Origin of the sequence: Salisaeta longa DSM 21114, from assembly GCF_000419585.1 — a bacterium.
Taxonomy (GTDB): Bacteria; Bacteroidota; Rhodothermia; order Rhodothermales; family Salinibacteraceae; genus Salisaeta; species Salisaeta longa.
Genome location: NZ_ATTH01000001.1, coordinates 2,308,168 through 2,326,507 on the forward strand (window position 1 = coordinate 2,308,168; position 18,340 = coordinate 2,326,507).

Annotated in this window: 18 protein-coding genes and 2 tRNA genes; 7 read left to right on the forward strand and 13 right to left on the reverse strand. The window is 64.2% G+C overall.

From position 1 onward, the window contains the following. Nucleotides 1–12: 12 nt before the first annotated feature. Complete coding sequence (locus SALLO_RS0109585; protein ID WP_084696237.1) at nucleotides 13–930, reverse strand: CsgG/HfaB family protein; 918 nt, start codon at nucleotides 928–930, stop codon at nucleotides 13–15. A 196-nt stretch (nucleotides 931–1,126) separates the two neighbouring features. Between SALLO_RS0109585 and SALLO_RS16440 the strand changes: the two genes are divergently transcribed. Both SALLO_RS16440 and SALLO_RS0109595 read left to right on the forward strand, forming a co-directional pair. Next, nucleotides 1,127–1,735 (forward strand): carboxymuconolactone decarboxylase family protein, encoded by a 609-nt coding sequence (locus SALLO_RS16440; RefSeq protein WP_022836093.1) that lies wholly within the window; start codon nucleotides 1,127–1,129, stop codon nucleotides 1,733–1,735. Between the two features lie 48 nt (nucleotides 1,736–1,783). After that, complete coding sequence (locus tag SALLO_RS0109595; protein ID WP_022836094.1) at nucleotides 1,784–2,305, forward strand: carboxymuconolactone decarboxylase family protein; 522 nt, start codon at nucleotides 1,784–1,786, stop codon at nucleotides 2,303–2,305. Between the two features lie 198 nt (nucleotides 2,306–2,503). Here SALLO_RS0109595 and SALLO_RS16445 read toward each other — a convergent pair whose 3' ends face one another. Then, on the reverse strand, nucleotides 2,504–2,866 hold the full coding sequence (locus SALLO_RS16445) for a twin-arginine translocation signal domain-containing protein (RefSeq protein ID WP_022836095.1): 363 nt from the start codon (nucleotides 2,864–2,866) through the stop codon (nucleotides 2,504–2,506). A 262-nt stretch (nucleotides 2,867–3,128) separates the two neighbouring features. Between SALLO_RS16445 and hisS the strand changes: the two genes are divergently transcribed. Next, entirely contained in the window at nucleotides 3,129–4,481 is a 1,353-nt protein-coding gene (gene hisS, locus SALLO_RS0109605) for a histidine--tRNA ligase (protein ID WP_228702801.1), read from the forward strand. A 10-nt stretch (nucleotides 4,482–4,491) separates the two neighbouring features. Here the strand turns inward: hisS and SALLO_RS0109610 are convergent, their stop codons facing one another. The 4 genes from SALLO_RS0109610 to SALLO_RS16450 all read right to left on the reverse strand — a co-directional run bounded on the left by SALLO_RS0109610 (nucleotide 4,492) and on the right by SALLO_RS16450 (nucleotide 7,598). Further along, nucleotides 4,492–5,091: a hypothetical protein gene (locus SALLO_RS0109610; protein WP_028567109.1), complete on the reverse strand. Its 600-nt coding sequence runs from the start codon at nucleotides 5,089–5,091 to the stop codon at nucleotides 4,492–4,494. A 90-nt stretch (nucleotides 5,092–5,181) separates the two neighbouring features. Beyond that, nucleotides 5,182–6,858, reverse strand: a complete 1,677-nt coding sequence (locus SALLO_RS0109615) for a b(o/a)3-type cytochrome-c oxidase subunit 1 (RefSeq protein ID WP_022836098.1) — start codon at nucleotides 6,856–6,858, stop codon at nucleotides 5,182–5,184. Next, entirely contained in the window at nucleotides 6,855–7,373 is a 519-nt protein-coding gene (locus tag SALLO_RS0109620) for a cytochrome c oxidase subunit II (protein WP_028567110.1), read from the reverse strand. The genes SALLO_RS0109615 and SALLO_RS0109620 overlap by 4 nt, the downstream gene beginning before the upstream one ends. A gap of 12 nt (nucleotides 7,374–7,385) precedes the next feature. After that, nucleotides 7,386–7,598, reverse strand: coding sequence for a hypothetical protein (locus tag SALLO_RS16450; protein WP_040605751.1), 213 nt, complete (start codon nucleotides 7,596–7,598; stop codon nucleotides 7,386–7,388). 311 nt (nucleotides 7,599–7,909) lie between these two features. On the opposite strand from SALLO_RS16450, the gene SALLO_RS18445 reads away from it, so the two are divergent. Further along, nucleotides 7,910–8,164, forward strand: coding sequence for a hypothetical protein (locus SALLO_RS18445; protein ID WP_157621380.1), 255 nt, complete (start codon nucleotides 7,910–7,912; stop codon nucleotides 8,162–8,164). 961 nt (nucleotides 8,165–9,125) lie between these two features. Here the strand turns inward: SALLO_RS18445 and SALLO_RS0109635 are convergent. Continuing rightward, complete coding sequence (locus SALLO_RS0109635; RefSeq protein WP_022836100.1) at nucleotides 9,126–10,550, reverse strand: LptF/LptG family permease; 1,425 nt, start codon at nucleotides 10,548–10,550, stop codon at nucleotides 9,126–9,128. A 107-nt stretch (nucleotides 10,551–10,657) separates the two neighbouring features. Here SALLO_RS0109635 and SALLO_RS0109640 point away from each other — a divergent pair, with 107 nt between their 5' ends. The 3 genes from SALLO_RS0109640 to queG all read left to right on the forward strand — a co-directional run bounded on the left by SALLO_RS0109640 (nucleotide 10,658) and on the right by queG (nucleotide 13,733). Beyond that, a complete protein-coding gene (locus tag SALLO_RS0109640) occupies nucleotides 10,658–11,311 on the forward strand; it encodes an MBL fold metallo-hydrolase (protein ID WP_022836101.1) in 654 nt (217 codons plus the stop codon). A 38-nt stretch (nucleotides 11,312–11,349) separates the two neighbouring features. Beyond that, entirely contained in the window at nucleotides 11,350–12,675 is a 1,326-nt protein-coding gene (locus tag SALLO_RS0109645; RefSeq protein ID WP_022836102.1) for an MATE family efflux transporter, read from the forward strand. Nucleotides 12,676–12,755: 80 nt separating this feature from the next. After that, on the forward strand, nucleotides 12,756–13,733 hold the full coding sequence (gene queG, locus SALLO_RS16455; RefSeq protein WP_022836103.1) for a tRNA epoxyqueuosine(34) reductase QueG: 978 nt from the start codon (nucleotides 12,756–12,758) through the stop codon (nucleotides 13,731–13,733). Here the strand turns inward: queG and SALLO_RS0109655 are convergent. From SALLO_RS0109655 to SALLO_RS0109680, 6 genes are all read right to left on the reverse strand, one after another. Continuing rightward, nucleotides 13,714–14,187, reverse strand: a complete 474-nt coding sequence (locus tag SALLO_RS0109655) for a hypothetical protein (protein ID WP_022836104.1) — start codon at nucleotides 14,185–14,187, stop codon at nucleotides 13,714–13,716. The genes queG and SALLO_RS0109655 overlap by 20 nt on opposite strands. A gap of 168 nt (nucleotides 14,188–14,355) precedes the next feature. After that, nucleotides 14,356–14,444 (reverse strand) — tRNA-Leu (locus tag SALLO_RS0109660). Between the two features lie 21 nt (nucleotides 14,445–14,465). After that, nucleotides 14,466–14,538, reverse strand: a tRNA-Lys gene (locus tag SALLO_RS0109665). A gap of 101 nt (nucleotides 14,539–14,639) precedes the next feature. After that, nucleotides 14,640–17,378, reverse strand: a complete 2,739-nt coding sequence (locus tag SALLO_RS0109670; protein WP_022836105.1) for a bifunctional acetate--CoA ligase family protein/GNAT family N-acetyltransferase — start codon at nucleotides 17,376–17,378, stop codon at nucleotides 14,640–14,642. 204 nt (nucleotides 17,379–17,582) lie between these two features. Next, on the reverse strand, nucleotides 17,583–17,834 hold the full coding sequence (locus tag SALLO_RS0109675; RefSeq protein ID WP_022836107.1) for a ferredoxin: 252 nt from the start codon (nucleotides 17,832–17,834) through the stop codon (nucleotides 17,583–17,585). Between the two features lie 82 nt (nucleotides 17,835–17,916). Then, a complete protein-coding gene (locus SALLO_RS0109680) occupies nucleotides 17,917–18,339 on the reverse strand; it encodes an OsmC family protein (RefSeq protein ID WP_022836108.1) in 423 nt (140 codons plus the stop codon). Nucleotide 18,340: the final 1 nt, after the last annotated feature.

Genomic DNA, 18,340 nt, shown 5'->3' on the forward strand with positions numbered 1-18,340 from the left:
TGCCCGTGCGTGCTACTCCGCTTGCAGGCGCACAATGTCGCCGCGTGCAAAGCCGCTGCCCGACACGATGGTACACTTCGCGGCCCGGCCGCTGCCCATCGTGTTGTCGGTGACCCGGATGGTGCCGATGGTTTTTTCTACCGATCCCAGCTTGAGCCCCGTCTCGGGGTCCACGAGGCTCTGCCCGGGCTTCTTCACCACCAGCGTCTGCCCGTTCTCCAGCCCGCTATTGGCCCCGGCGTTGATGAATACGTTGCCGTTTTGCACCGTAATCACGCTGGCGCTCCATTGCACGTTCTGCGCCCCGTTGTCAATCAGCGCTACGATGCGGTCGATGGCCTCGCGCGTGGCCTCGCCCACCAGCGACTCGTCGAACGCACTCTGCGAGCCAAAGTCCAACTTGTCGGTGTCTACGCTGAGGCCGCGCTTGCTCTCCTCCTTGCGCACATTCTCGGCCGCGACAATCTCGCCCGTCGTCGCGTTCACCATGCGCACGTCGGTGGCCACCACAGCCGTCGTGCTCTTAATGCCGATGCCAAAGCGCCGCGTGGCGCCGCCCGTTGAGCGCTGCTTGTAGCCAAACTCGGTGATCGCGCCAAAAATAACCAACTCGGCGCCCAGCATCTTTCCAACCTCGGCAGCCGACTGTGCCGTTACGATGCCGCGCGCGCCGAGGTCTTGCTCTTGCAGCACCTTGTTGATCTGCGTGCGCTCGAGCACCGTGTAGCGATCCGACTGCACCAGCTCAGTAATCAGCATGTCGGCCATCCCTTCGCCGGCGCTCTTGCTGCCCCAGCGGTAGTTTTGGTCCGTTTTGTCTTCGAACGACAGCACGGCGATGCGTTTTTTGATCGTTTGGGCCTGTGCCGTGCGTAGGCTCCACCCCCCAATCAGGAGGCACATCAGTACTGCGGATACGCGAAACATCATGGCTTTGGGTCTTCGCTGAATGAAATACGGCCTCACTAGGTAAAAGCGCAGCCGCCGCGTTTTACCGGACAACGCATGCCCGCCGGGCGAGCCGTTGCATAAATATCCCGAAGTGACATAATAATTTGAAAACACGCGTGGGGCGCCCTAATACGACGGGACGCTGATTCGCTTAAATTAACAGCCCCGATGTGCCATGTCGCGCCCTTCGTCCTCGGCGTCCCCCGATGCCCTTCAAGCCGCCATTGCCAACGACCCCCGTGGCATCGCCAAGCAAACCTTTGGCGTGGTGCCTAACTTCCTGTCGGATATTGCCGCGCACACCGAAGCGCCCATGGTGGCCTACCTGTCGGCCAACGTATTTTTGCGCGACGGCCAGCTGACACCGCGCGAGCGCCAAGTCGTGCTCCTTGCGGCCGTTGCTACGTACCGGAGCCGCTACGACGCGGTGGTGCACGCGCGGGCCGCGCTTGATGCAGGCCTGCCGCCCGACGTGGTGAACGCGCTGCTCCAGAACGACCCGCTGCCCGATCCGCGCCTCAACCGCCTCGCCGAAACCACCCGGCACGCCATTGCGCAGCGCGGCGTGTTTGATGAGGACGTGCTTGCATCGCTTGCAGACGAGGGGTTCGGGCGCGGCGCGCTTTACGAAATGTACGCCCTCATTGGCATGAAAGCGTTCAGCTGCTTTGCCAACAACCTCATCGCGCCCACGATTGACGCGGCCCTCCAGCCCACCGACGACGCCCTTCCGCCGCTCCCCGTCCAGACGGCTGCTCGCCAGCGCCTCTACGAAGGGGCCTAGCGCTTGTACCGTCCCCCCTGGTCCTCCTGTATTCTCTATCTCCGTATTATGGAAGCTTCTGCAGCCCAACAAAACGACCTCGACAACTTCATCATTCGCTCGGCCCAAGAGGCGTTCGGGTTCCTGCCGAATCTGTTGCAAGAGATGATGGAGCACAATCCTGCGGTGGCGCGCACGTACCTTACCACCATGAAAGCCATGGAACAGGGCACCATGCATCCCGCAGAGCGCGAAACTGTCGTCCTAACCATTTCACGGTATAACGACTGCCACTACTGCAGCGCCGCCCACGGCAAGTCGTGCGCCATGGTGGGCGTACCCGAAGCCGATATTGAGGCCGTCCGTACCGGGCAGCTCCCCGATGACGAGCGCCTGCGTGATTTGGTGCGCGCGACCCGGCTTATTATGGACAAGCACGGCGCGCTCTCGGATGACGAAAAGGACGACCTCCGCAGCCGCGGCATCTCGGCCAGCGACCTCTACGAAATTACGGCGCTCATCGGCATCAAAACACTCTCCAATTTTGTAAATCAAACCGCCCAGACGACCGTCGACGAGGCGTTTCAATAATCCGCTGGCAATCCACAACCGTCGCATGGCACTCCACACGAGCCGTTGGCCGAACACCTAAATGCCAAACAGCCAAGGGCCCCGGCGGCACCTTGGCTGTTTGACTACGGCAACACAACGGAGCGGCAAGCGACAGCAGCGTGCATACGCTGTACGGACCCGTCAACCCGTACGGCTGTCGCCGGCCGGCTCCGTAGATCAGGACGAGGAGGCAAAGAACGGCGTCGCGATGCCGTTGGGCCCGGCCACAGCCTCCATCGTCAGTGGTTCGTCGTAGGCTTCGCTGGGCGCTTCCGCGGAGTAATTCCCGAGCGACGTTTGCTCGATGCCGGCCTGCGTGAGGTTGCCTTCGCCGGCGTACACAGCGGCCGACGCGGCGCCCGCGTTGTCCCCCGTGATCCAGGGCTGAAGCGACGCGCCGCGTTCGGCCCGCAAGCGGCGCACTTCAGCGGCATGACGTGCCTCTACCGAATGAATCTGGAGCGCGGCCACCCCCATCCCTGCTCCTGCATGCTTCAAAAAGCGGCGCCGCGACGCATCGGGACGTTGTTGGTTGGCCATAACCATCTGTCGGTTGTCTGGAAGGTGTGAACCGCCGACGCGCACTGTCGCGCCTCGACGATGGGCATAGTAGCAGCGCGCACAGGCGGTGTCCAGGCCATTTCCTGTTCATCTTTTGTCCGATCGGTGTTCACATACACGTTCGTTACAATTCCGTCCGGCATGCGAGCCGCTTGTTGGGCCCGGCCGCCCCGGGTGCAAAATAACGACGGAGGGGAATCACGCGAAGGGCCGCCTCGTTTTGGCTGCATCGGCGCCCCGCGTGCCGTCTTCGTCCCGGGTCTTCTTCCAAAGCAGTCGCGTGCTCGTGAGCACCTTCCAGAACATCAAAGGCACCTTCGACATCCTCCCCGACGCCTACACCGACGACGGGGGCACGCGCATTGCCAGCAGCGCCGAATGGCACCATGTGGAGTCGGTGATTCGTGACGTGATGGCGCGCTTCAACCTGGAGGAGATCCGCACGCCTATTTTTGAACCTACGGCTCTTATCGCGCGCGGCGTGGGGCAGCTTACCGACATCGTGTCGAAGGAGATGTTTGCCTTTGAGCGCGGCGATACGCAGTACGTGCTGCGCCCCGAGGTGACGGCCCCCGTGATGCGCGCGTACCTGCAGCACCACCTGGAGCAGCGCGGCGGCGTGCAGAAGCTGTTTTACATCGGTCCGTGCTTCCGGGCGGAGCAGCCACAAAAGGGCCGCTACCGGCAGTTTCATCAGTTTGGAAGTGAGCTCCTGGGCACCGATGACCCGCGGGCCGACGCCGAAACCATCGCGCTGATGATGGCCGTGTACCGCGCACTGGGCATCCAGAACATGGAGCTCCGCCTGAACACGCTGGGCAGCGCAGGCACGCGCGACAGCTACCGCACGGCGCTTCGCGACTACCTGGCCCCGTACGCCGACGAGCTTTCGGATACGAGCCGGCGCCGCCTGGAGCGCAATCCGCTGCGCATCCTCGACACGAAGCGCGCCCACGAACAGAAGATCTTGCAGGAGGCGCCCCGCATCCTCGACTTTGTGAGCGACGACGCCCGCGCGCACTACGCCACCGTGAAGACGTACCTGGACGACCTTGACGTGTCGTACACCGAAGATCCGTTCCTTGTGCGCGGCCTCGACTACTACACGCACACCACGTTCGAGCTCACCAGCGACGCCCTTGGCGCCCAGAGCGCCCTCGCCGGCGGCGGACGCTACGATCTGCTTGCTGAGGAGGTGGGCAGCCCCCGTCCGGTGCCGGCCATCGGCTTTGCTGCGGGAATGGAGCGGCTCTTTCTTGCGCTCGACGCGGCGGGCATCGACCTGCCGGGGGCCGCGGCGCCGGATGTGTTTATCGCGGCCCTCGGGGATGCGGCCGAGCGATGGGTCTTTTCCACCGTGCAAGACCTCCGCGCCGCCGGGTTGCATGTGGCCCTCGACCTGAAGGGGCGCTCGCTCAAGGCCCAGATGAAGGAGGCGAACCGCCAGAACGCCCCGTACACGCTCATCATTGGCGGCAACGAGCTCGCCGACGAGGCCGCGCAGGTGAAGGAGATGGCCAGCGGCGAACAGGTAGAAGTGGCCTTCGACAAGTTGACGGACTACCTGCTGGCCCGCACCGGAAACGCGGCATAAGCACCGCGCCCTACATGCGCCGCTCGGGCGGCGCCAGGCGACGCCAACGCTGCGTCATGCGCACCGGCACGCGGCCCAACACCACGCGGCGCGTTACTGTTTGCAGGGTGCCGTCGCGCCGAAACTGCACGGTGGCCGTCAGCGCTTGCGGGCGGTCGCCGGTGACGAGCGTCCACCGCCCCCGCACCCGCGCCGTATCGCCAGCCGCTACCGCGCGGCGCACCGTTTGCCGCAGCGTGTCGCCCTCTGTTGTCACCACCGGGCCCAGCGTGAGCGCGTAGCCGGCAAGCGAGTCGTTGCGCACCGCCACCACAAACCGGAACGTCCACGGCCCATCAGAGCGCGCGTTTACAGCCTGCAGCCGCACGACCTCTTGCGCGGGCGACGCGGGCAGCAGCTCATCGCCCGGCGCCACGGTGGGCACCGTCGCCGCGGCCGTCGTATCGGCAGGCGGCGGGCCGTCGCCAAACAGCTCGTTTTTGATCGTCAAGAACAGCGTGCGCCCCTCAATGGCAAAGGCCAGCCCAAACGCCAGCAGCAGCATGAGGCGCACAATCCATTGGCTGGACGTGCTCGATTCGTTGGCGGCATCGTCGGGAGAAGAAGGCATGAAGCAAGCAAAATCAGTCAACAATACACCACACGCCCGGAGCGCGCGGCCCCGAGCGTGCAGTAAGCAGCCGTAGACAACCGTTGGCGCCTACATGGGCGAGGGGAAAGCCCCCGGACTGAACAGCCCATCAGCCACCATCTCGTAGAGGGGCACCGTGTAAGCGATGATGACCAGCACCACCGCGACGGCCGTCCACAACCCGATGTTGTCGAGGATCTTCGGCGAGTGCTCCGGCCCCGACAGCGGCGGCGGAATCGTGTCGTCGATGGCGGCCTCCGTCGTTTCGCTCTTCGACCAGCTCGCGCCAATGACGGCCAGGAACGCCAGCAGGGCGATGAACAGGATGGTGCCGCCAATGGCCACCTGCCAGTCCATCTCGGCCATGGTGCCAAACGGCGGATCGTACGAGAAGCCGCTGTATTGCGGTTCGGCGGTGCGGCGCGGTACGCCGGCCAGGCCCTGCCGGTGCAGTGCGTTGGACATGAGCGTCATGCCAATGAACCACAGGTACGGCTGCGCCAAGGCTAACTTTTTGAACTTGAGCGCGCGCCCCGTGAGCTGTGGCAAGAGCCAGTACGTGATGGCCATGAACGTAAGCGCCGAGGCCGTGCCCACCGTGAGGTGGAAGTGGCCCGGAATCCACGCCGTGTTGTGAATGAGCATGTCGATGTTCAGCGACGCGTTGATCATGCCGCTAAAGCCCCCGGCGGCAAACATGATGCCCGCGAGGGCACACCCTGCAAACGCCGGACGATCCCACGGCAAGGCGCCCATCCACGCAAAGTAGCCCGAGCCGCCGCGTTGGCGGGCGCCGTGCTCCATCGACGAGATCACCGTAAACGCCGTCATCAGGCTGGGCAGTAAAATGACGAGCGTGGCGATGAGCGCCCACATCTTGTATCCAATGGAGATGCCCGGGTCGGCGTACTGGTGGTGGTAGCCGATGGGCGTGGAGAGCAGGAGGAAGAAGATGAACACAATCCGCGCCAGCGGATCGCTAAAGAGCCGCCCGCCCGAGAGCTTCGGCAAGATGGTGTACCACACGAAGTACGCCGGCAGCAGCCAGAAGTAGACCACCGCGTGGCCAAAGTACCAGAAGAGGGTGCGCGGCAAGAGCGGATCAATCTTCGTCACCCAGCCCATCGACCAGGGAATGAGCAGCACGACCACCTCTAGCGCAACGCCCAACGAGCAGATGTACCACATGAGCATCGTGAAGATCGTCATGTAGGCCTGCAGCGGGATGCGGGCCTCGGGATGCTCGGCGCGCCACTTGCGGTACGACCAGAACCAGTCGGCCCCGGCCAGCCACGAGCCCACCACGAGCAGCGCCGCGCCAATGTAAAAGAGCGGGTGCGCCTGCAGCGGCGGGTAAAACGTGTACAGCACCGCAGCGCTGATGCTACTGTTGGGGATGAGCCCGCCCAAAATGGCGACCGTGGTCATGAGCGTGCCCACGAGGGTCATCCCATACCAAAACCACGTAAACGTCATGTTTTCGGGCTCCCGGTCGAAGCTGCGCGAGACGCCCCACTGAAAGAGCCCAAGGATAAAGAACGTTGTGAACACGAGCGCCAGCAGGACGCCGTGGCCCGTGAGCACATCGTAGTACTGCACCGACGAGATGAATCCGCGGAAGACATCGGTACGATGCAGCGCCTGAATGAGGCCAAAGAAGCCGCCAATGGCTAACGCGCCAAAGGCCACCGCGAACGCTGCTTTGATAATGCGCGTCGATTTAGGATAGCGATCTACAAACGTCATGGGCTCACCAGGGTGCTTTCGTCAAATTCCGACTTGGGGACAATGTTGATCATTCCGGCCATTGTATGATGCGCCGGGCCGCAATACTCGTGGCAGATGAGGCCATAGCTTTTGGGCTCAGGAAAGATCGTCGTAAAGGTGGTGATCTGTCCCGGGATCACCGTTGCGTTGAGGTTGGTGCCTACCACCTCCAGCCCATGCAGCACATCGGGGCTCGTCACCCGGAAGGTGATGCGTGTATCGGCGGGCAACGTGAGGGGAATGCCGGTGCCCGGCATAAAGAGAAACTGCCGAGCCACCATGTACACCTCGTAGTGGTTGGGCCCAACCTTGCGAATGCCCGGATCGGCAAAGGGCGTGGCCGCCAGGTTGGTCGGGTCGATGGTCTTCTCATTCTCCAGCCCCGGCACCTTCATCTCCAGCACCGTAAAGCCAAACAGCACGATGCCAATAAAGGCCGCAATGAGGCCAAGCGAAGCCCCGATCCATATCTTTTCAAACTTATGTATGTGCATAACAGCAAGGGGCTAATCGATGATTGACGGGCCGTGGCCGGCAAATTCGACGAAGTACATGAGGGCGTACATGACCAGCAGCAACAGGAAGTAGCCCCCGGTTACAGCGGCCGTACCGTACGGCGTGAACTCGTCCAGCGGCACCTGCTGCTTAATTTCTGGATCATGCACCGCCTGCTCTGGCGGCACATCGGCGCCCCCCTCCGTAACGGTTGTATCAGTCATTTGAGCGCAGAAGTTATGGGAATGAGTACGCGTTTACTATCTCATAAAACGCTAGCAAAACGTCAAGGGCAAGAAGGCAACGGGGCGGCCCCGCTGCACAGAGGAATGTGCGGAGATGCCTGTGGGGGAAATCCGCACGCCGACGTGGCCCGGCCTCCCACAGCTCTGGTGGCTGCAGGGCCGCGAACACAACGTGCGCACCGGTAGCGGCTTGACGCGGCCGCATGCGAGCGGGCCTGTAAGGGGAGACCCCTAGACGTCGGCTGAGCTGCAACGGATGGCTGCGTCAAAGACCAACGATCGACGCGCCGATGGGTGTTCATTTTTGGCTAGGTCTCGCAATGAACCAAAAAGATGCTGTGCCGCAGGTTTTTGCTCGTTTGTGGAAATTGCCGCGTACCACAGGCATGACCTACGGCTCTCGCCCTTCGCTCCTCGCAATCACATTGAGGGTGGAATGCGAGAACGGTACGTTGATGGTTCTGATGGCTGCTCGGACCGAATTGCGCAACGGCACGCCCAACATTCCGAAAAATATAAACCTCACTTGTCATCGCGAGGAATGACCGAAGGGAATGACGCGGGGGCCGGAGGTCATATCTACGATGCGATCTCCATGTACGGGCAGGAGCGCCCCATTGCGGAGATTGCGCTTTCAGCATGACCTAACGGCCCCCGCGTCGCCTTCGGCTCCTCGCAATGACAACAGTGGTCGGAGAAAAAACGATACGTTAATGGTTCAAATGGCCATTCGGGCCGGTTGGCTCAACTGCACGCGCAACGCACAAAAAAGCAAAAATCAGTGTGTCATCGCGAGGACTGACCGAAGGGAATGACGTGGCGATCTCCATGTATGGAGTATAACGCTTCACTGTGGAGATTGCCCCTCCAGGATGACCTCCAGGGCCCGCTCCAATCACCATACGCGTGCCGTTCTACGGGTGGATCAGGTCGCGGGGCAATAACCTGCAAGACCACCGTGGGGGCCGAAGATCATATCTATGATGGGGCCGGAGGTCATGCCCCTGGTGGGGCCAGAGGTCATACCTACGATGGGGCCGAAGGTCATGCCACTGGTGCGATCTCCATGTACGGAGACCAACGGTCTATTGCGGAGATTGCCCGACTGCGGAGATTGCCCCCCAGGGATGACCTAACGGCCCCCACGCTCACTGCGTTCGCTCGCAATGACAACAGTGGTTGATGTCAAAAACAAGGCGTTGATGGTTCAAATGGTCGATCGGCTTGATTCGCCCACCTGCACGCGCGACGCACAAAAAAGCAAAAATCAATGTGTCATCGCGAGGAATGACCGATCGGACGGGGGCTGATACTTCAATGCGACGTAGCAAATATGGAGCGTCTCCGCATTGTGGCGTCGATGATCCCCATCTTTTTTCTCCGCTTGACAAGCCGATGGGCAAGAGCCTTGCAAGCGCGCTTGACTTCTTTCAGCGGCACGAGGCGCTCAACCAGCGGCGCCTTGGGGCGCGCGTTCGTTCGGCCGCTGGCCCCTCGGGCAGAGCCCTACGAGAAGCATTTCTTTAGCGCCTTCCACAGCCGGGTGCGCAGCGGCGGCGTTGCCCCCAAGTCCTTTACCGTGTACACCGTAAGCCACGCACCTGCGATGATGGCCAGCGTGTTGGCAATCCACATGCCCAGCCAGGGCGGCAAGATGCCACGGTCGGCGAGCTTTTCGCCCTGCACCAGCGTCACCCAGTAAAACATGAAGATGCCCAGCGCCACGCCGCCAATCACCCCCAGCCCGCTGCGGCCGAGCGCGAGCCCCAGGGGGGCACCAATGAAGATAAACACGAGGCACGCCAGCGCAATCGAGAACTTTTTGTAGACCTCCACCCAGTACCGCTTGATGCGATCGCGCGTCCACGAGAGCCGCCGGTTGCGGCGCTGTACAGCCTCTTGCACCTGCCGCGCCGCCCGCGTGGCCTTCGATACGATGGTGCGCTGCGCGGCAAGGGGATGCCCGTTGAGCACCGGCCAGCCGGTAACAAGCGACGTATCGACCCGCACGCCGCGCACATCGAGCGTGTCGGTCTGCCCCGTATCGGGCCGGACGGCGTGCTGCAACGTCGTCCTCAACGCATCGATGCGCCGCTGCATCCGCGTGCCCAGCGAGTCGATGGTGTGCAGCATCATGGGCGTGGGCATGGTGCGGTCGGTGCGGTTTACGTCGTCGTCCTCGCGCGTAAACATCAGCTCGGAGAGGTCGAGGTGCAGCACGTGCTGCTGAAACGTAAGCCGCTCGTAGCGATCGTCGCTGCCCACCTCCGACTGCTTCCGGTGCACCTGTCCGTCATACAACCGGATGGTGAGGCGCGCTCCGCCATCGGTGATGTTCATGGTGCCGCGCGCCGCCTTGATGACCACCTGGTTGCGCCGCCCCTCGGTATAATCGTAGATCGTCACGCCCCGCAACCGGTTGGTGCCCTCGGGCCGCTCGCGCACCAGCATCGTGTAGTCGTCGATGCCGCTGTAGAAGGCACCCGGACGCAGCTCAAACCCCGGACGCTTGGTGCGAATGTCGCGCCACAGCATGTACGCCTGATGGTTCGCTTCCGGAAGCAGCACATTGTTGAAGTACATCATGCCGCCCGCCAGCAGCATGCCCACCACCAGGGCCGGCCACACCAGTTGTCCGAACGAGATGCCCGCGCTCTTAACAACGGCGTACGTCTGCGATTCCGCGAGACTGCCAAACGCCATGAGCGCCGCCAGCAGGGCCGACATGGGCACGGCCAGCACCAGCATGTACGCCAGGTTGTACACCACCAGCTCTACGATGACGCGCGTGGGCAGCCCCTTGCCGGCAAGCTCGGGCAGCCACCGGATGAGAAACTGCATGAGCAGCAAAAACATGAGCGTGCTCAGCCATCCGAAGAATGGACCCGGCAGCTTCCGCAGAACAATTCCGTGAAGACGACGCAGCAACATACGAGACAGACAGCGCGCAACAAAAGCGGCGGATAAACGCTTGCGGTGTTGCGTTGTTCATGCGTAGCTCCCCTGCGCCTTGCCCGCTCAGCTTACTTTTTGTGCCCATGACGATCCGCTCGTTCACCTTTAATCCGTTTGCTACCAACTGCTACGTGTGCCACGATGCCGACGGCCGCGCTGCGCTCATCGATCCGAGCTGCGCGACGCCCGCGGAATGCGAGACGGTGCTGCAATACTTCCACGACAACGACCTGTCGATGGAGGCGCTGCTGCTGACGCATGCCCACATCGACCACATCTTTGGCTGCCACTTCTTTGAGGAGCGCTTCGGGCAGCGCTTTCAGATGCACGCCGCCGCCCGCCCGTTTATTGCGCGGGCCACGGAGCAAGCCCAGGCGTTTGGGGTGAACATCACGCCGCCGGCCGTGCCCGAGACGTTCCTGTCGGAGGGCGATCAGGTAGCGGTGGGCGCGCTCACGTTTGACGTGCTGCATACGCCCGGCCACTCGCCCGACTCGATCTGCTTTGTGGCGCGCGACGCCCAGGAGGCCTTCACCGGCGATGTCCTCTTTCAGGGCTCTATCGGGCGCACGGAGGGCCTGCCCCAAACCTCGCTGCCGCAGCTCATGCAATCCATTCGCACCAAGGTGCTGCCGCTCGGCGACGCGATGACGATCCACCCGGGCCACGGCCCCTCGACCACCGTGGGCCACGAGCGGGCCCACAACCCGTTCTTGCAAGAAGATTTTGCCGCGTAGGGCGGCCGTCCTGTTCTGTCTCGCTGAGCCCCTGTGGCATGCACGCGCTTTCGCTTCGCCATTCGCACGACCGCGCCATCTTTGATCTGGCCGTACCGGCGCTCGCGGGCCTCGCCGCGGGGCCGCTGGTTACGCTCGTTGACACGGCCTTCGTGGGGCAGCTCGGACCGGTGGCCCTGGGCGCGCTGGGCATCAACGCGTCGCTCTTTTCGATGACGTTCGTCATCTTCAACTTTCTGGCGTACGGCACCACACCCCGCGTGGGCCGCGCGCTGGGAGAGGGCGACCGCGCAGAAGCCGGCCGGGTGGTGCTCCGCGCCCTCGTGCTGGCGCTGGGCGCCGGGGCCGTCGCGCTTGCCGCACTGCAGCTGCTGGCGCGTCCGCTGCTCGCCCTGATGGGCGCCGGCGAGCGGCTCATGGAACCGGCCCTCACCTACCTGCGCATCCGGGCCTGCGCGGGCCCCGCCGTGCTCCTCATCACGGCCGGCAACGGGGCCTTTCGGGGCTACCAAGACACCCGCACGCCCATGGCCATCACCGTGGGCTTCAACCTGATCAACCTGGTGCTCGACCCCCTGCTGATCTTCGGCCTGGGTTGGGGCCTGGCGGGCGCGGCCCTCGCCACCGCCGGGGCGCAGTGGACCGGCGCCCTCATCTTCTGGTGGCTCTTGCTCAACACGCGCCGCGAGGCGCTCGGCATCCCGCATACGTGGCCGTCGCTGCGCAGCCTGTGGCCGTTCCTCAAGATTGGGCGCGACCTGTTTCTGCGCACCGCCGCGCTCATTGGTACCATGACGCTGGCCACCGCCGTGGCGGCGCGCATTGGCGTTACGGCCGTGGCGGCGCATCAGGTGGCGGCGCAGCTGTGGCTGTTCCTGGCGCTCGTGGTGGATGCCCTCGCGGTGGCCGGGCAGGCGCTCGTCTCAAAGCACGTGGGCCGCGGCGACGTGGCGGCCGCGCGGTCGGTGGGCAATCGCCTGCTGGTGTGGGGGCTGGTGGTGGGCTGCGGACTGGGCGTGGGCTTCGCGCTGCTTCAGCCCGTCTTGCCGGCGTTCTTTACGGAAGACCCTGCGACGATCGCGCTGGTGCTCACCGTCTTCCCCTTTGTGGCCGCGCTGCAACCGCTCAACGGCCTCGTGTTCGTGGCCGATGGACTCTACATGGGCGCCGAGCGCTTTGGCTACCTGGCCAAGGCCATGCTGGCATCGACGGCGGTGGCGGCGGCCGTGCTCCTGCTCACGCGCCCCCTGGGCTGGGGCCTCGCGGGCGTGTGGTGGGGGCTAACCGCGCTGATGCTTGTGCGCGCCGGGACGCTGGCCGTGCCCTATGTGCGCCGCCGCGTGTTTGCGCCCGTCGCTTCCTGAAACGATGGACCGACGGCCGCTACTCGTGCGTTTTGCTTCTCCCCTTTTGTGGCCCGCCTTCTCCTTGCCGTTTTGTTGCCATGCCCGGATACGACCGCAACGCCAAGACCCGCCTGACCCAAGCGTTGAAAGCTGAGGCCCGCCGCCTCGGGTTTGATGCCTGCGGCGTGGCCGAAGCCGAGTTTTTGGACCCCGAGGCGTTTCGGCTGGAGGAGTGGCTCCTGGAGGGCCGTCAGGGCACCATGCACTGGATGAGCCGCTACTTCGACAAGCGCACCGACCCCACGCAGCTCGTGCCCGGCGCGCAGTCGGTGGTGTGCGTGCTGCACAACTACTACCAGCCGGTCGACCCGTCGCCGGACCCGGACGTCGGCAAGATCAGCCGGTACGCCTGGGGCGACGACTACCACACGGTCATGAAGGAGAAGCTGTATCGCCTGTACCAGTGGCTCGACCAAGAAGTGGGCGGCGCCGGCGGGCGCGTGTTTGTCGACTCGGCGCCCGTGATGGACAAGGCCTGGGCGCGCCGCAGCGGCCTGGGCTGGCAGGGCAAGCACGCCAACATCCTCAACCGCAAGCTCGGGTCGTTCTTCTTCCTGGGCGAGCTCATCGTCGATGTGCCCCTTGTGGCCGACGACCGCGTCCCCGACTTCTGCGGCAGCTGCACGCGCTGCATCGATGCCTGCCCCACGGATGCCATCTACGAGCCGTATGCCGTCGACGCCACGCGGTGCATCTCGTACCTCACCATCGAGCACGGCCCCGGGCACATCCCCGAGGACATTGCAGCCGACATGCACAACTGGATTTTTGGCTGCGACGTGTGCCAGGACGTGTGTCCGTGGAACAAGTTTAAGCAACCCACGCAAGAGCCGCGCTATGCGCCCCGTGCGGGGGTGCGCAACACGTCGCTGCGGGAATGGACAGAGGTTACGCTGGACGAATTCCGCGAGCGCTTTGCCCACAGTCCGGTAGAGCGGGCCACGTATGCGGGCTTTCAGCGGCACGTGCGGCGCGCGCTGCGGCACGCCCCGCCGGCTACGCCATCAGATAGTTGACGATCGTCATAAACGCGGCCAGCGCGCTGACGCCCGCTAGCATCCAGCAACGAATGTCTTTGCGGAGGTTGGAGATGTCTCTGGCGATTCGTTCCTCCGAAAGCTCGATGCGCTGCATGAGACGAGCTGCTACCCGGTCAATCTTGCCTTCGAGGCGAGCTGCTACCCGGCTCATCTTGGCTTCGAGGCGGGTTCCTACGCCGTCAACCTTGGCATCGGGGGCATCTATCTGAGCACTCAACTGCGTCTCAATGCCTTCCATTTTGGCGTTAAGACGGGCCTCGGTCTCCTCAATGTTGTCCCGAAGGCGCTCTTCCGTCGCGTGCAGATCCTCGACCGTCGCGGACGCGCCGTCGGTGTACGAGAGGATTTCCGCAATACGCTCGGCCTGGTCGGGCGAAAACGTACCGCCTTCCTGGAGGCGCTTGGCGGCCTTGAGCGTGTCGATGGGCATGGTGCAGCGGCTCCCCGCGTGAACATGGCGTTTAGACAAAATACGCAGCGCCCCAAACGGTGTTCACGCCGCCGTTCGTCCGGGCGTCGTTCGGTGGGCCACCGCGCCGCTGCCCCCAACAGCAAACGCCCCGCCGATCGCTGTTTCCAGCGTCTACGGGGCGCTTATTGGTGCCCGAGAGAGGACTCGAACCTCCACGGCCTAAAGCGGCCACATGGCCCTCAACCATGCGCGTCTGCCAATTCCGCCACTCGGGCAGGCACCTGTTCCAGTATGTGTGACCCCGGTAGGGATCGAACCTACGGCCCACGGATTAAAAGTCCGTTGCTCTACCAACTGAGCTACGGGGTCGGCGCTGAGCAGCAAAGCATACAACAGAATGCACGCGGTACGCCTCGGTTTCGCCCCGGCGCGCGCTTTTGCTTGAAGTGTCTGTGAGGCCCCGCAGCGCGCTAGAGCGTCCGCACGGCCTTCACCATATCGTCGGCAGGGTCGCTGCTGTGCAGGATGCGGAAGTCGAGCTTCTCGCACACGTGCTGCATGGCGCGGTTTTGCCGCAGGATGTCGGCGGTGATGCGGTCGAGCCCTTCGTTGCGGCCCACCTCCACCAGGCGGCGCAGCAGCTCGGTGCCAATGCCCTCGCGCTGGTAATCGTCGATGACCAGCATGGCAAACTCGGCCTCGTTGCGGCCCGGCTGCTGCGTGAGGCGGCCCACGCCAATGATTTCGTCGGTATCGGTCTCCGGGTTGTGCCGCTCGGCGACGAGCGCCATCTCGCGGTCGTAGTCGATGAAGCAGATGCGCGAGAGCCGCTCGTGGGCCACGCGCTGCTCAATCTTCATCAGGCTCGCGTAGCGCAGGTACACGCTGCGCTCCGACAGCTTCTCATGGAAGGCCACCAGCTTCGGCTCGTCTTCCGGACGAATGGGCCGAATGGTGACGTCTTCGCCGTTGCGGATGGTGTGCGTGCCCACGTACTGCCGCGGGTAGGGGCGGATGGCGGGCGTGGGCAGATCGTCGGCCGGCGTCTCCGGGTCGTGGAGCACCACGCGGGCATCGAGCGCGACCAGGTCGCCCCCGGGGGCCGCGAGCAACGGGTTGATGTCGAGCTCCTTGATGCGGGGCTGCTCCACCACCAGCTGACTGAAGCGCACCATCAGCTTCTCCAGGGCATCCAGATCGACCGCGGCGCGCCCGCGCACGCCCTGCAGCGCCTCGTAGATGTCCGTCTGCTCCATCATGCGGCGGGCCAGCGTGGTGTTGAGCGGCGGCAGGCCCAGCGCGCGATCCTTGAAGACCTCCACGAGCGATCCGCCGGTGCCAAACAGCAAGACCGGACCAAACTGCCGGTCGAGGCTGCTGCCCACAATCAGCTCGTAGCCGTCGGTGTCCACCATCGGCTGCACCGAAACGCCGTCGAAGCCGTCGGCCGGCACGGCCTCTTCAATGGCTGCAAAGGCGCTTCGCACCGCCTCGGGCGTGCCCAGGTTGAGCTTCACGCCGCCCACATCGGTCTTGTGCGTGATGGAGGTGGAGTGCAGCTTCACGACCACCGGGTAGCCGATGGACTCGGCGGCGTCCACGGCGTCGGCGGCGGTGGTGGCAACCCGCGAGTCGGTGGCGGGCAGGCCGTAGGCGCGCAGCAGCTGCTTCGACTCGTGCTCGGTGAGCAGCGTGCGCCCCGCGTCGCGCGCCGTGTCAAGCAGCGCTGTTGCGGCCGCACGGTCGGGCAATCCTTCAGCATCCTCCGGCAGGCTCGGCGTTTCGTACAGGGCGCGCAGGTTGTAGCTGTAGCGCCACATGTTGTTGAAGACCCGCGCGGCGGTATCCGGATACGCAAACGTCGGCAATCCGGCATCGTTGAGGATGTTTTCGCCCGAGGCTACCGCGGTGCCGCCCATCCAGCTGGCCAGGATCGGCTTATTTCGGCCGCGCGCGTATGGCCGCAGGTGCTCGGCCGTCTTGGTGGGCTCGGTCATGGCCTGTGGCGTAAGCACCACGAGCAGACCGTCGCTCGCATCGTCATTTGCGGCAATCTCCAGCGCCTGCCCGTAGCGCTCCGGGTCGGCATCGCCCAGGATGTCTACGGGGTTGCTGTGGCTCCACGCGGGCGGCAGCACCTCGTCGAACCGTGCAATGACATCGTCGGAAAGCGGCGTGAGCGCCCCGCCGCCCCCAATGAGGGCATCGGTGGCCAGCACGCCCGGCCCGCCGGCGTTGGTGAGAATGGTGAGGTTGGGCCCCTCGGGGCGCGGCTGCTTGCCAAGCACCTCGGCCATGTAAAAGAGGTCGTTGATGCGGTCCACGCGCAGCACGCCCGTGCGTCGGAAGGCCGCGTCGAGCACCGCATCGGAGCCGGCCAGCGTGCCGGTATGCGAAGCCGCAGCCTCGGCCGCGGCCTCGGTGCGGCCGGCCTTGATCACGATGATAGGCTTCGACTGCGCCACGTCGCGGGCCGCGGATAAAAACGACCGCGCGTTGCCAATCGACTCCATGTACAGCACGATGGCTTCGGTCTGCGGATCGTCGCCCAGGTAGTAAATCAGGTCGCCCCAATCCACATCCAGCATCGAGCCGATCGACACAAACGCGCTAAAGCCCACGTTCTCGCGCTGGCTCCAGTCCAAAATGGACGTGAGCAGCGCGCCGCTCTGGCTGATGAATGCCACGTTGCCGGGCTGGGCCATGCCGCCGGCAAAGGTGGCGTTGAGCCCGTTCGGCGGCCGCATCACCCCCAGGCAGTTGGGCCCCACCACGCGGATGCCCGCCGCGCGCGCATGCTCCAGAATCTCTTGCTCCAGCGCAGCGCCCGCCTCGCTCACCTCGCGGAATCCGGCGGAGATGATGACGATGCCGCCCACGCCCGCCGCGGCGCACTCCTCCACGATGCCCGGCACGGTAGGCGCCGGCGTGGCAATGACGGCCAGGTCCACCGGCACCGACACGTCACCGATCCGATCGGCCGCCTGCACGCCCAGCACGCTGTCGCGCTTCGGGTTGACCGGCACCACCGTGCCGCCAAACGGGTTGCTGATCAGGTTCCAGAGCAGGGTGCGCCCCACGCTGCCGGGCGTTTCGCTGGCGCCAATGACGGCGACGTTCTTGGGCGAGAAGATGGCATCGAGCGGCTGGCGGCGCGATGCGATCAGGTCGTACGACGGATCGACGGGGGTAGACTCGGCACGGCTCATAAGCAGCGGAGGGCTTGTGGAATGGGGGCGGCGGCACAGGCGCGGGCCGCGCGGGTACGCACACCAGCACGCAACCCATCAAACGACAAGAGGTCCCCATGACCGTTGGTTCTCCCTTGTGGTACCTGGCCGTCTTGACGCTCGGATTGGCCACGGGCGCCGTCGTGGCGTGGCTGCGCAAGCGACGCAGCGGATGACGCGCGCTTACGGGACGATCTGCTCGCCTTCGTCATCTGTGGCAATGAGGGCGTCGACCGGACACACCGCGCAGGCTTCCACCAGTTGGCTAGCGCTTGTAGACGCCGCTTCGGCGCCGTCGGTGAACGCGACAATGTTGTCGTCGGCAATCTCGAAGACGTCGGGCGCAAGGTTTACGCAATTGCCCGATCCAATGCAGAGCGAACGGTCGATGGCCACGGTGACGCCGTGGATGGTGCGCTCGGGGTGATCAGCCATAAGAATAGGGGATTGGGATGAACGGAAGGCCCTCCAGCACAACGCCGCAGGGCCCTTGAATGGATGGATGCGCGTGCGTCGGTTATCCCTTCAGGGTCGCTTCCAGCGTAATCTCGGCGCCCTGGTAGAGCTTCGAGACGGGGCAGCCGGCCTTGGCTTGCTGGGCGTGCTCCTGAAACGTCTCCTCATCAAGGCCCGGCACCTCGGCCTCCGTCACCAGCTTGATGTGGTCGATGCTAAGCGACTCATCGTCGAGATGAACGTGCGCGGTGGTATGCACCGACGTGGGCGTGTAGCCGGCTTCCGCAAGCATGTTGGAGAAGGCCATCGAGAAGCAGCCCGCGTGCGCCGCTCCAATCAATTCCTCGGGGTTGGTGCCGTCCTTATCGCCGAAGCGCGTAACAAACGAAAACGCATCGTCTACCGCGCCGCTCTGCGACGTCATGTGGCCCGTACCGGATTTCAGATCGCCGTTCCAGGTCGCTTCTGCTGTGCGTGTTGGCATA

What these genes read in the sequence shown, in the direction of transcription:
- SALLO_RS0109610 (WP_028567109.1), bottom strand. Translation starts at nt 5,091, where the DNA reads ATGCCTTCTTCTCCCGACGATGCCGCCAACGAATCGAGCACGTCCAGC.
- SALLO_RS0109615 (WP_022836098.1), bottom strand. Translation starts at nt 6,858, where the DNA reads ATGACGTTTGTAGATCGCTATCCTAAATCGACGCGCATTATCAAAGCA.
- SALLO_RS0109655 (WP_022836104.1), bottom strand. Translation starts at nt 14,187, where the DNA reads ATGCCCATCGACACGCTCAAGGCCGCCAAGCGCCTCCAGGAAGGCGGT.
- SALLO_RS16445 (WP_022836095.1), bottom strand. Translation starts at nt 2,866, where the DNA reads ATGGCCAACCAACAACGTCCCGATGCGTCGCGGCGCCGCTTTTTGAAG.
- SALLO_RS16440 (WP_022836093.1), top strand. Translation starts at nt 1,127, where the DNA reads ATGTCGCGCCCTTCGTCCTCGGCGTCCCCCGATGCCCTTCAAGCCGCC.
- queG (WP_022836103.1), top strand. Translation starts at nt 12,756, where the DNA reads ATGCCCGGATACGACCGCAACGCCAAGACCCGCCTGACCCAAGCGTTG.
- SALLO_RS0109645 (WP_022836102.1), top strand. Translation starts at nt 11,350, where the DNA reads ATGCACGCGCTTTCGCTTCGCCATTCGCACGACCGCGCCATCTTTGAT.
- SALLO_RS0109670 (WP_022836105.1), bottom strand. Translation starts at nt 17,378, where the DNA reads ATGAGCCGTGCCGAGTCTACCCCCGTCGATCCGTCGTACGACCTGATC.
- SALLO_RS0109620 (WP_028567110.1), bottom strand. Translation starts at nt 7,373, where the DNA reads ATGCACATACATAAGTTTGAAAAGATATGGATCGGGGCTTCGCTTGGC.
- SALLO_RS16450 (WP_040605751.1), bottom strand. Translation starts at nt 7,598, where the DNA reads ATGACTGATACAACCGTTACGGAGGGGGGCGCCGATGTGCCGCCAGAG.
- SALLO_RS0109595 (WP_022836094.1), top strand. Translation starts at nt 1,784, where the DNA reads ATGGAAGCTTCTGCAGCCCAACAAAACGACCTCGACAACTTCATCATT.
- SALLO_RS0109675 (WP_022836107.1), bottom strand. Translation starts at nt 17,834, where the DNA reads ATGGCTGATCACCCCGAGCGCACCATCCACGGCGTCACCGTGGCCATC.
- SALLO_RS18445 (WP_157621380.1), top strand. Translation starts at nt 7,910, where the DNA reads ATGGGTGTTCATTTTTGGCTAGGTCTCGCAATGAACCAAAAAGATGCT.
- SALLO_RS0109585 (WP_084696237.1), bottom strand. Translation starts at nt 930, where the DNA reads ATGATGTTTCGCGTATCCGCAGTACTGATGTGCCTCCTGATTGGGGGG.
- SALLO_RS0109640 (WP_022836101.1), top strand. Translation starts at nt 10,658, where the DNA reads ATGACGATCCGCTCGTTCACCTTTAATCCGTTTGCTACCAACTGCTAC.
- SALLO_RS0109680 (WP_022836108.1), bottom strand. Translation starts at nt 18,339, where the DNA reads ATGCCAACACGCACAGCAGAAGCGACCTGGAACGGCGATCTGAAATCC.
- SALLO_RS0109635 (WP_022836100.1), bottom strand. Translation starts at nt 10,550, where the DNA reads ATGTTGCTGCGTCGTCTTCACGGAATTGTTCTGCGGAAGCTGCCGGGT.